General features: G+C 60.9%; 11 protein-coding genes. 5 read left to right on the top strand and 6 right to left on the bottom strand.

Annotated features, from left to right (window positions below; translation table 11 throughout):
• Positions 1-10: 10 nt before the first annotated feature.
• From J2W46_RS21730 to J2W46_RS21710, 5 genes are all read right to left on the bottom strand, one after another.
• Entirely contained in the window at positions 11-166 is a 156-nt protein-coding gene (locus tag J2W46_RS21730) for a DUF3309 family protein (RefSeq protein ID WP_020068823.1), read from the bottom strand.
• 151 nt (positions 167-317) lie between these two features.
• On the bottom strand, positions 318-1547 hold the full coding sequence (locus J2W46_RS21725) for a YbfB/YjiJ family MFS transporter (protein ID WP_310356007.1): 1230 nt from the start codon (positions 1545-1547) through the stop codon (positions 318-320).
• An 85-nt stretch (positions 1548-1632) separates the two neighbouring features.
• Complete coding sequence (locus J2W46_RS21720; RefSeq protein WP_310356004.1) at positions 1633-2247, bottom strand: TetR/AcrR family transcriptional regulator; 615 nt, start codon at positions 2245-2247, stop codon at positions 1633-1635.
• A 175-nt stretch (positions 2248-2422) separates the two neighbouring features.
• Positions 2423-2629 (bottom strand): hypothetical protein, encoded by a 207-nt coding sequence (locus tag J2W46_RS21715; protein WP_310356001.1) that lies wholly within the window; start codon positions 2627-2629, stop codon positions 2423-2425.
• A gap of 328 nt (positions 2630-2957) precedes the next feature.
• The gene (locus J2W46_RS21710; protein WP_087753047.1) at positions 2958-3176 is read right to left on the bottom strand and encodes a hypothetical protein; all 219 of its coding nucleotides are present in this window, start codon (positions 3174-3176) and stop codon (positions 2958-2960) included.
• A gap of 799 nt (positions 3177-3975) precedes the next feature.
• Here J2W46_RS21710 and J2W46_RS21705 point away from each other — a divergent pair.
• Entirely contained in the window at positions 3976-6180 is a 2205-nt protein-coding gene (locus tag J2W46_RS21705) for a serine/threonine protein kinase (RefSeq protein ID WP_310355999.1), read from the top strand.
• Between the two features lie 48 nt (positions 6181-6228).
• Here the strand turns inward: J2W46_RS21705 and J2W46_RS21700 are convergent, their stop codons facing one another.
• The gene (locus J2W46_RS21700; protein ID WP_310355997.1) at positions 6229-8229 is read right to left on the bottom strand and encodes an SUMF1/EgtB/PvdO family nonheme iron enzyme; all 2001 of its coding nucleotides are present in this window, start codon (positions 8227-8229) and stop codon (positions 6229-6231) included.
• A 380-nt stretch (positions 8230-8609) separates the two neighbouring features.
• Between J2W46_RS21700 and J2W46_RS21695 the strand changes: the two genes are divergently transcribed.
• The 4 genes from J2W46_RS21695 (at position 8610) to J2W46_RS21680 (ending at position 11819) form a co-directional block, all read left to right on the top strand.
• Positions 8610-9113 (top strand): DUF4399 domain-containing protein, encoded by a 504-nt coding sequence (locus tag J2W46_RS21695; RefSeq protein WP_310355995.1) that lies wholly within the window; start codon positions 8610-8612, stop codon positions 9111-9113.
• 47 nt (positions 9114-9160) lie between these two features.
• Complete coding sequence (locus J2W46_RS21690) at positions 9161-9592, top strand: DUF4399 domain-containing protein (protein ID WP_020068833.1); 432 nt, start codon at positions 9161-9163, stop codon at positions 9590-9592.
• A gap of 263 nt (positions 9593-9855) precedes the next feature.
• Entirely contained in the window at positions 9856-10134 is a 279-nt protein-coding gene (locus J2W46_RS21685; protein ID WP_310355994.1) for a hypothetical protein, read from the top strand.
• 161 nt (positions 10135-10295) lie between these two features.
• Positions 10296-11819, top strand: coding sequence for an efflux transporter outer membrane subunit (locus J2W46_RS21680; RefSeq protein ID WP_310355992.1), 1524 nt, complete (start codon positions 10296-10298; stop codon positions 11817-11819).
• Positions 11820-12019: the final 200 nt, after the last annotated feature.

Raw genomic sequence — 12019 nt, 5'->3', positions numbered from 1 at the left:
CACCGATCGGCTAAACGACGCCGGCGACAAGCAGCACGATCACGACGATGAGCACGATGCCGAGACCACCCGTCGGCGCATAACCCCATGAACGGCTATGCGGCCACGTCGGCAACGCGCCAATGAGGAGAAGAATCAGCACAACCAGAAGAATAGTTCCCAACATATATGACCTCCGCTTGGTTGATGGAGCTGCCTATCTATGAGCCACGCACGGTTGATTGGCGTGCGTTGGACCAGGCAGCGTCGTCAACCTGCTTGAGCAAGCGTCGTGCCCAACATGGAAACGCGGGGCCGGTCACGCGCGCCGGCTACGCTCACATACCGGTTGCAGGCGCGGTCCTGACCCGCGACGCGACGATGTCCGCGATGAACGCAAGGGCGAGCGCGACGGCGCCACAAGCAAAGATCAGCGCGTAGTTGTTATGCGAGTGCGAGAACAGGTACGAGTAGCCATAACCACCGAGCGCCTGGAAGAGCGCAAAAGCGGTTGTCGCACGGCTCCACGACGCCCGTTGCTCGGTGTGATCGTGCGGCACGAGTTCGTGAATGCGACCGAGCGCGAGCGGAACGATACCGGGCGTAAAGACGCCGAGAATCACAGTCGACAACGCGAGGACCCATGCATTGCCGGAAAGCGCGAGCATTGCAACGGCTACCGCCTGCAGCAGCAGTGCAACGCGGTAAGCCTTGCCGTAACCGATACGATGCGCGACGTTGCCTGCAATGACTGGTCCGACGATCGCGGCAAGCCCATAGAGCACCCAGTAGTCCGCCCCAATTGCCGCGCCTCGACCGAGGCCGCGCGCCACATAATCGACAAGCAGGATCATTGCCGGCACGAGACCGAGCGCGTTCGCTGCATATTGCGCATACAGCACACGCAGCCCGAGATTGCTGGAGTGTGAGGCGTGACGATTGCCGGCTGTTGCGACCGGTGCAGGCGGATTGGTCGACGGCCAGCCGAACCAACTCACCGCGGTCAATGCGAGCGCGACTGCGCCAAGACCGAGCCATGTGGTTCTCAGCCCGAAATGCAGCAGTTCAGGTATCAGCGTTCCGGACGCTGCAATGCCGAGGCCCAGTCCGAGAAAGATCATGCCGCTGACAAAGCCGCGGCGCGGCGCGGGAATGTGCGGAAGAATAGAAGTCGCGACCAGCACCATGATGGCACCGCCGGAGATGCCCGAAAGCAGACGCCACGCGAAGAACCAGCTGATCGAGAGCGGATATGCGCACGCGAAGAAGGCTGCGGTCACGACAGCCATCAGCAGGCGCAATGCGGTACGGTTCGATAACGCCGACGCAAGCGGTCGGCCGATCAACGCACCGATCAGATAGCCCGCGAAGTTGGCGGCGCCGAGTGTCACTGCTTGTGACGACGTGAACCAGTGCGCCTGAATCAGTGACGGAATCAGCGGCGTGTACGCAAAGCGCGCGAGTCCGATTGCGACGAGGCTGCCGCACAAGCCGGCGAGCGTCGCGTAGAGCGAACGGGCGTCGAGCGATGTAGAGCCCGGAGAGGTCAATGAGGGCGCTGAAGACATGACGATTCCTTTACCGGCCAACGTGCTAAACGTGGATTCGGCTGTGGGTAAAAATGCGATGGTGTGCGCCCGTTAGGCGCGTGACTTAGACGCCGCCGTGTTTGGCCGGTATCGCTGGCAAGCCGAGCAGCGCGAGAGCGGTCGCGGCAGCGCTCGTCAGCACTTCCCGTTGCGGATCGACCCGCGCTAGCACGCGCATGCCTAGTACTGCGGCGAGCAGATGAGTGGCCGCGTCGGCGGGCGACACGGTGGCTGCGATTGCGCCGCCCTTCTGCGCGGCGACAAGGCAGCGATAAAAGAACTCGCGGATCTCGGCGATCTCGGTCGCGACGAGCTTACGAAATGCTTCGTCCTCCGATGAAATTTCGAGCGCCGAATTAACCAGCATGCAGCCACGTTTGTGCGGATCGGCGACAGAACGCTCGATTGTCTCGTCGAAGAAGCCGGTAATGGCTTGAGCCGGCGGCACCGTGCTTTCGAAGCGCCTGATGCGCTCGCGCAGCGTGCAGTCCAGGTAGTGCTCGAGCGCGCGCAGATACAGCCCGCGCTTGTCGCCGAATGCGTTGTACAGGCTCGGCTGGGTGAGACCCGTCGATTTGACGAGGTCGCGTGTGGAGGTGGCCTCGTAGCCCTTGAGCCAGAAGGTCGCGCTTGCTGCTTCGAGCACCTCTTGCTCGTCGAATCCGCGGGGTCGCGCCATGATCCATGTCCTTTACCGCCTGTGCGGCGGATTCTGTATCGAACGATATAGAACGGGATTATATATCGATTGATACAGAACGCAAGGGCAATTTAGCCGGCGCGTATCTGGGCCGCCGCGCCCCGCCAGCAAGGGCGCGGCGGGGCGGTTTCCAATTGCGGACATCTCACGCGTCCTACAGATAGGTGCCTTTGATGCGCCCTTCGAAGATGGCAGTGTTGATGTCGAAGTCGTCGACGTGGCCCGAGGCGCCTCCGTCGACTGTGACGACGACGGAACGGCCCCCGCGCACGAGTTTCATCTGCTCGGCGTCGAGCGTGGCTTCCTCGCACGGCGCGTCGGCGCTGCGGGGCAGGTCCTTGATAATGACGGTGGATTTCATGGCGATACTCCTCGAAGTGGGCGGGCGAGCACGGCAAGGTGCTCGCTTCTATTTCTGCAAGGTGTATGCCAATTTTCGTTCGATGAACGCGGAAGCTGTCATCTCGTCGGCGACGCCGCGCCAGGCAACGATATGCGCGGCACGGCCGCAAGAAGCGCATTGCGATGAGCGAAAGACCGAAGCGAAGTGTGCGGACGTAGCCCACATTTCACGTTCGCAATGTTGGGCAGCGCTGCGGAAAGGTCCGCGCGCTGCGCCTCGCGCGACAAAAACGAAAGCGGCACGCGTCGATGACGCATGCCGCCGCACTGCTGATGCGAAAGCGAATCTAGCCGCGCCGTTTATCGCGCGTCGCGGCTACTTTTCCGATGGCCTGATGCGCGGCCGGAAAGCCGGGTGGATACTCGACGACCCGCGCGGAAACCGGCACGAGTGGCGCGGCGCGCGTCAGGCGCGTGCCGATGCGTGCACCGCCGACAATGGCGGCCATTGCCTCGCGGTCGAGTTCCACGCTGTCAGTAAGGTCGTTGATGAGAAGTCTGGCCATGGTGTGTTCGCCGAAGAAGCCGCGTGCTACGACCGTTCAATGGTCTCGTCTGCGCTCGCGGATGGGGTCAAGTGTGCTGAGGTCTCGTCGCACTATGAGTATAGGAAATCTGTTTTGTGCCTGCCTGGCGGATATGGGCAGGCGGCGGTCGGGAGGCACACGGTCCATCGTTATCGCCGGGACGTTGACGTTGGCAATGCCGATTAGACCGCCTGCCGCGAGCAGCCTGGCGCCGCGGGACACCCGCTTACCTTGGGTAGGCGGCTGAGTTCGCGGACTCGGGAACGTCGCGAATCATGAGGGATGACATGGTATTTCTCCAAAGTGACGCGGAACAAAAAAGCGGCTGGCGCGAGGCGAAGCGGCATGAACAAGCAGCCGCTTCGCCTCGCCGCTTATCGCACGTGGGCGTTGTTGCCGTTCGATCCGAGCAACCTGTCTGTTTGTGCGTCACTAACGCATGGCGTGTGCCAAATTTAGTAAAGGTTCCTAACAAAAGTATCGGCGCCCTTATGGCCTTGGCTTGCAGACCGACTTGCCGTATTTACGGATCTCCGCTGCGGCCAGCGCAGTCGCAGCGAGCGGTGGCACTCTTCCGACAACGCGCGCGATTCTGTTGGAGCGCGTCCGACATCGGCCGCTCGTGCATCGCGCGGGGCAATCCTGGTTTGCGAAAGCGCAGGCCTGGAGCTAGTATCGAAGCGGCACATGTAACTGGTTACGACAGCTTTCCTATCGGCCACGGGAGCCTCGGTCATACGCGATCGGGGTCTATGGCAGCGGCGGCATCTCGCACAAAATGGCTAGCCTTGCGCGTGTGATTCACGACTTCCAGAACGGCGAGCTGTCCCGTGACGAGTTCGTCGCTCAACTCGACAGCACGTTGGTGACCGAAGGCCTCGGTCCCGCGCAGTTGCTGGACATGCTCGGCGCCGCGCATCGTAAAGCGCCGCTGCCCGAAGACATCTATGTCGAAGTGCGGCGGCGTATCGAGCAGTTGCGTGTGTCGAATGTGGCCGCCGGCGGCGACGAAACCGGCATCCAGACTACGGTTGAAATTCCATCGGTGCGCTCGGCAGGCGCAATGCCTGCAGGCACCGGCGCGAGTGCGCCTAACGCATCCAGCGGGTTAGGCCATGACCAGATCAAAGGCACCGGCGACACGCTGAACAACCGCTTTGTACTCGAAGAGTGCCTGGGCGTCGGTGGAATGGGCACTGTTTACAAGGCGCTCGATCTGCGCAAGCTGGAGGCGTCGGACAGAAAGCCCTATCTGGCGATCAAGGTTCTCAACGTCCAGTTTCGCGGCAATCCGAATTCGCTAGTTGCATTGCAGCGCGAGGCACGCAAGGCGCAGGTGCTCGCGCATCGCAACATCATCACGGTGTACGACTTCGATCGCGATGGGCCTATCGTCTACCTGACGATGGAGTACTTATCCGGCAAGCCACTCAGCCAGTTGCTGCGCACGCCGGGCTATCAGGGCATGCCTGTACGCGCAGCGTTGCCCATTGTGCGTGGCATGTGCAGCGCGCTGGCGTATGCGCACGAACGCGGTTTCGTGCATTGCGATTTCAAACCGGCCAACGTCTTTCTCACGACGAATGCCGAAGTCAAAGTGATCGACTTCGGCATTGCCCGCGTGTTTCAGCGCCCGGAGGAAGAGAGCGATGCAACGGTCTTCGATCCGGGAAGCCTCGGCGCGCTGACGCCCGCGTATGCGAGCCCCGAAATGATCGAGCATCGCGAGCCCGATCCGCGTGACGACATTTACGCGCTGGGCTGCATCACGTATGAACTGTTGACCGGGCATCATCCGTTCGACCGGTTGTCCGCCACGCAGGCGCGCAACGCAGATTTCAAGCTGCAGCGGCCAGCGAATCTAGATACTAGGCAGTGGCGAGCGCTGCGCGCCGCGCTTTCGTTTGACCGCGCGACGCGCATGCCGAGCGTCACACGCTTTATCGCGGAGTTCGACAACGAGGCGCGCGCCGAGAAATCCGGCACCTTGGCGAAGGCGGGGCTTGCGGGCTTCGCGGTGATTTGCGCCGCGGCCGTGGGCGTGTACGCGTGGAAGTCGGCGCCGAATCGTCAAAGCCAGGCGCAGTTGGGCGCGGGCTCGTCGCAGGGACGCGTCGATCGGGGCGCCTCGTTGTCCACGCAATCGAGCGCTTCGGTGGCGACAGCGGGCGTGGTGTCGACTGGTTCGTCAACGGGCGCAACAACCAATGCACCAACGAACGCCTCGACGAACGCACCAACGACTGCACCGACGAATGCGTCGACAATTGCCGCACCGCCCGCATCACCCCCAGCTCCAAAGCCCGCATTGACACTCGCCGCCGTGACGCCGATGCTCGCCCAAGTGCCGTGTTCGGCGCTAACTGCATCGACGCAGGATCACACGTTGACGGTGCGCGGCTATGTCTCCCAACGCTACGGCGCCGCGCGTCTGAAAGATGGGCTGCGGGCGCTTCCCGGCGTGGATGACGTAAAACTCGACGTTCAGTCCGTCGCGGACGATAAATGCGACACCGTTAAGGCGCTCGCGCCGTACTGGACGCAGAACTGGCAGGCCGGTCACATCGCCGGCTTGCAGGTGCGTCCCCCGAGCGGTCAGTTGAGTGAGGGCGATCCGCTGGTTGTCGACGTGAGCACGCCCGGCTATGACTCATACGTGAACCTCGACTATTACCAACTCGACGGTAACGTCGTTCATATGGTGCCGAGCCCGCGCGCGAAGGACAATCAGGCGCCGCCGCGTTATTCGGCGACGATCGGCAGCGCGGGCGACTGGGTGATTTCGAAGCCGTTCGGCTCGGAGATGGTCGTGCTTCTGATCACGCCCGCACCGCTATTCGACAAGCCGCGTCCCGAAGCGGAATCGCGCACCGATTATCTTCGGGCACTCGACGCGCGCCTCGCCCAGATCGGCGCGAAGTATGGCCGGGAGCGGATCGTCGTTGACTTCGCGCCGATTACTACGAAGCCTCACGCGCCATAAACTGCGCATGCCCTTCAGCTCAACCGTGAAAGCGGTTGTAGCAATGCATCACTTCAATTCTTTGACTACGCGAAAGCCATCTTGCGATTGGCGCACACCTGAACTGTATTTAAAGCGAGTCGCGCTGAGCATGTAGCCGCTGCCTTCTCGCCACGAGCCGCCGCGAATCACGCGCATGTCGCAAGTGGGGCTTTCCCACGCGCGGCCATCTGCGGGTGCGGACTGGTACGAGTTGTGCCAGCAGTCGGCGGTCCATTCCCAGACGCTGCCATTCATGTCGTGCAAGCCATATGGATTGGGCGCAAAAGAACCTGCCGGCTCGGGGCCTTCCTTGTGCCACGGTTCGCCGCAGTCCTTGCAGTTTGCGGTGCCCTTGCGCATCTGATCTCCCCACCAGTAAGCGCTTGTCGTGCCGCCACGGTCGGCGTATTCCCACTCCGCTTCAGTGGGCAGACGGTACGGCTTGCCGGTTGTTTTGCTGAGCCACTTTACATACTGCTGCGCGTCATCCCAACTGAGGTCGCGAGCGGGTGCCGTCTTGTTCGCATTCGTTTCGGGAGTGAGTTTCGCACATGCGTTCGCGGCGACGCATGCATTCCACTGCTCGACGGTCACCTCGTACTTGCCGATCGCGAACGGTGCCCCAATCGTCACGTGATGAACGGGTTTCTCCGATGGATCGTCGCTGCTGCTGCCCATTAAGAATGAGCCGGCGGGCAGCGCGATCATGATCGGACACGCAGCACAATCGCGGCTTTCGCCTGCGACCGGCGCATGCACTGCGGGCTTCTGAGCGGTTGACGTGGCAGGCGGCGTTGAAGGTGCCGTAGTGCTCCCAGCGGGCGGCGCAGAAACGGCGCGCTGCCGATCAGGCGTCGCGGTAGCGGAGGGCGCTGCAGGCGTTGAAGGACGCGCGGCTTGCGGTGTCGGTGTAGCAGGTGGCGTTGCCGGTTGCGCGGCGGGCGGCGCGGGGGAGGGTGCTGCAGCGGTCGCTGGTGCGTTCGATGCGGCCGCCCGCAAGCGATCGATGCGGGCATGCGCGAGCGTGGCGAAGCGCCCATTGGGATAGGCCTTCAAATACGCTTCGTAGTCGCCGGGATAGTTACTGTCCTTGATCGAATTCCAGAACGTAATTTCGTATTGTTCACTGCTGTCTTTTGGGAGAATGCCGCGACTGTGCAGTGTCACGACAGTATCGTCGTGGGTCGCGACATTGACGACTGGCACTGCGACCGCGTTGTTTCCTACATCTGCCGATGCCGCCAGCGTCGACACAATCCACGGACTCTGCTTGCCACGTGTTATCTGGCGAGTCTCGGACGCAACGTTTGCAAGCAGGCTCATCAGAGGCTGTGCTGGTGCTTCGTCGAGTGTTCGCAGCAATGCCTGTGTGTAAATGCCATGGCGTATGCCGTCCGCCGCAAAACCGCCAGGCGCGGTCGCATAGGCAACGACCGTGTTCGGCGGAAGTGCGGACGCATCCGGCGCAACAGCGGCAGCGAATGGATTGTCGAGACAGGTATCGAGGATTACGAGGTTGAGTTGGCTGTCGCGTGAATGCATTGCTTGCAAGACGTCATTCAGATCGACGGCCTGGCGAAGCAGCGAAGCCGGCGAGCGCATGTCCAGTCCGGCGGGAATCAGCAACGTCTGCCCCCCGATCCGCATGCCATGACCGGCGAAATAGAACAGGCCGATACCCCCTGCGGTCAAACGCTCGCGTAGTTCGCGAATCGATCGTTGCATTGCAGCTGGCGTTGCATTCGAAAGCACGGTCACGTCGAAGCCGAGCGCACGCAATGCTTTGCCGACGGCTCGTGCGTCACGCGGCGCGTTTTGCCTGACGACGTCGTGTGAATTGTCGCCATACTCGCCATTGCCTATCACGAGTGCAATGCGTGGCGCGCCAAGAGAATCGTGTCCGGCTGCGAACGGCGCGATTGCCCGGTCCATCGCGCCGGTGCTTTCACGCGGCGCAGCGGCAAATGTATTGCCGCAGTCCACCAGAATGGCCCCGGCCATCCACATCAGCAGGAATATTCGCCACATCTTCGGATCCTGTTTGTTCCGGACAGAACATAGGCATTCGCGTACAGCACCGGTCGGCGCTATGCGTCGCCGCCGCACGTACCGCGGACACGTATGGGACGCACGACGCGCTTTGGACCATCCACGTTGCAACGTATCAACAACCATAGCACGCACTTGGCGGGTCACAACCAACACTTCTACCGAGTGCGCTATACGGTTAACGAGTGTGGCGTATCTTTTTGGCAAGTTACGTCCTAAGCTGATTCACAAAGTAACGCGGCACGGTCGTTTTAACTACGCGGCCGCCGCATCGCGTGCGCGCTCGCGAACGCAGCAGAATTGCCCGCACTGCCTCGCGCAGTCGAGGTGGCCACGACCGCTCTTCGGGAGAGTGCGCTATGCGAATAACCAACGTCCCCGCTGTTCTCAACCGGAGTCTGACGGCCGCAACGCGGCTGTGTGCATGGCGAGCGGTTTTGCGCACCGTGCTCGCCGTGATGATCGGCGGTGCGGCGCTGCCTTTCGCCGCGTTCGGCGCGTCGACTGCATCGCCCGCAGGTGCTGAGGAGTACATCATCTGGCCGCCCGACGGCGCCGTGATTCATGGCGGCAAGCTGTGGGTCCGCATGGGGTTGCGCAACATGGGCGTGTGTCCGAAGGGCGTCGTATTTCCGAACACCGGGCATCATCATCTACTGATCGACACGGACCTGCCGGCGCTCGACCAGGAGATTCCATCGGACCGCAATCATCTGCATTTCGGCGCGGGTGAAACCGACGCGCGTATCGAGTTGCCACCAGGCAAACACACATTGCAACTGATTCTGGGCGATCACAATCACGTGCCGCACACGCCGCCCGTGTACTCGAAAAAGATCACCATCACCGTGCAAAAAGACTAGCGCGAGCCGCGCGTTCATCGCGGACCGCTCGGAACGGAGAGACGTTCATGTACAAACTCATTGCAGTCGCGGCGCTGGTGGCGTCGGCGACATGGGGCACGGCGGATTTTGCCGTGGCGGGAACCCCGGCGCCTGCGGGCGCTTATGCCTATATCGGCTATCCGAACGATGGTCAGGTGGTGCAAGCCAATAAGCCGTTTCGCGTGTGGTTCGGATTGCGTTACATGGGCGTGGCGCCAAAGGGCGTGAAGTATCCGAACACAGGACACCATCATCTTCTGATCGACACCGACCTGCCGCCGCCGGATCAGGAAATACCCTCGGACCGCAATCACCTGCATTTCGGCGCCGGCGAAACCGAGACGATGATCCAGTTGCCTCCCGGCAAGCATACGTTGCAGCTATTAATGGGCGACGACATGCATGTTCCGCACAATCCGCCGGTGTACTCGAAGAAAATAACGGTCATCGCGCGGTGACGGAGCGGGTGGTGTCACGCGTGGACCAACCATTGCACGCGGGTTGTTGGCTGCGATCCATCATGTCGAGGCAGCCGCGTCTTTGCGGATAGCACTATCGCAAGGCCGCGATTCCCCTGAACGCCTTTGCAACAAGCGCCTCGGCAAATCTCTCAGGATCGGAAAGCAAAACTGGCACAGCCTATGCGTTAGTGATGCTCGAGTAGACAAGTTGCTCGAACCACAACCGCAAGACTGCGACTTTCCCTTTCAGGAGATCTGCCATGAACACGCTGATGATCCAGGACCTGTCCATCACCGAACAACTCGACAGCAAGGCAATGAGCGCGGTGCGCGGCGGCACCGGCCTTTTGTATCCGTCGTACGTGAACTTCGCACCGTTCTTTGCGCCGGACCACAGCAAGAAGGTCGATGCGACTCAACTGATCAGCACGACGATTAATATTCAGAACGGCAACTGCAACAACGCAGCCTTCGTTACAGACGTCTCGGCCAAAATCGGTCCACATGTGACGGCGAGCAACAACATCTACATGTCGTAAGCGACGCGAGCGGACGCCGACGCCTGCCGTCCCGTGCGCCCGCCGGCATCGATCCTCAAAAGTTTGCGCGTCTAATCGTTCTTTTCACGCGACACCTCGTTACCGCACATCTCCCGAACCCATGTTCATGCACCTGCTTCGATGGTGAAGCGGCGGCGGAGATGCTTTACTTGAAGCGTGCGTTGCGTCGTGCTGTGAAGTGGGCGTCATCGGAGAAAATCGTGTCAGCGTTGCTTGATTCACTGGTCCGTCAGCGCTCGTTCAATCACTACACCGCGACGACGTTGCGCGGGCTGTGCGCGGCAACTGTTTGCGCCTTTTCATTGTGCGCATGCGTCGACGTCAGCATGCCGGACTACAAGCGGCCCGATACGCCTGCCAAAGCGTCGTGGTCGGATCAGAAAGGTTCACCGATATCCGCGGCTGCCACCATCGAACCGGAATGGTGGAAGGGCTTCCACGATTCCACTCTCGATTCGCTGATCGACAAAGCCATCAGCGGCAACTTCGACATCAAGGTGCTGGCCGCGCGCATCGACGTGGCCAGCACACAAATAGGCGAAGCCAAAGCCGGCGCGTTGCCGACGATGGACCTCGGCGCCGGCGCAAGCTTTCAGAAGACCACCGGGCAGACTTTCACGAAGCAGTACAACGTTGCGGCGCAGGTTAACTGGGACATCGACATCTGGGGCAAGGTCGAGAAAGGCGTGCAAGCGCAAAAAGCCGAGTTTCATGCGAGCGAAGCCGACTGGCGCGCCGGCTATCTGGAACTGGTGTCGAATGTGTCCAGCACCTATTTCCAGCTGCTCCAGTTCGACGACCAGATAGACCAGCAGCAAAAAACACTCGTCACCAACCGCCAAATCCTGACGATCTACGAAGGACAGCGCCGCAGCGGTCTTATCCCGCAGACGCAGGTACTGCGTCAACAGGCGGAAATCAATCGCCTGACGAATCAACTGCTCGAACTGGGACGCTCGCGCGATCTCGCGAACAACGCGTTGTGTACGCTGATCGGCGTACCTGCAGGCGAGTTTCGTTTGCCTAAGGGCCATTTGCAGCAGCGCGTGCAGTTGCCTGCGGTACCCGACGGCCTGCCTGCGCAACTTCTGGCGCGGCGCCCGGACGTGGTGGCCGCTGAGTTCAGAGTTCTGGAGGCGTACGACCTCGTCGGCGAGGCAAAGCTCGCGCAGTTGCCGACGATCAGCCTGACTGGCCACGGCGGCACGGCGAGTTTTGCTCTTACTGATTTGCTTAAGTCGTTCACATACGGATTCATGCCCAGTATCAACATTCCACTGCTCGACCCCTCGGTGCGCGCCCATGTGAAGGTAACGCAGGCGCAATCGACCGTTGCTGAGCAGCAATATCGTGCAACGGTGATGGGCGCATTCGAAGAAGTAGAGAACGCACTGGTCAATCTGAATGCGCATAAGGCGCAGCGGGTTGAATTGCAGCAAGAGGTGGATCGTCTGCAAATCGTGGCTGATCAGATTCAGTCTCAGCTGAGGCTTGGTCTCGTGTCGCAACTGGAAGTGTTCGAAACCGAGCGGACGCTACTCGAAGCGCAGCAATCTTTGCTGGCTAATCATGAATTGATTCTGTCCGACACAGTACTGCTTTATAAGGCACTCGGCGGCGGGTGGCCCAGTGTCGACGTGCAGGCGCAAGTGAAACAGCAATAAGGCAGCACAACAGAAGTAAAGGAACACTGAGCTAATCCGCAATGTGGCGAGTGCGAGCCTTATCTGGGTTTCACACCGGACGCCCGCTGGCTTCATAACCAACGACAGGGAATTGACACTCGCGATGCGTGACTTACAATCGTTGAGGAGCCGGCTTTGCAATGGCTCGCTAATAAAAGACCTTCTCGCCGTCGTCCTTC

Source organism: Paraburkholderia strydomiana (assembly GCF_031456815.1).
GTDB classification, from domain to species: Bacteria; Pseudomonadota; Gammaproteobacteria; order Burkholderiales; family Burkholderiaceae; genus Paraburkholderia; species Paraburkholderia caledonica.
The sequence above is the reverse complement of the archived record's forward strand: the minus strand, read 5'-3'. Positions and strand labels throughout refer to the sequence as shown.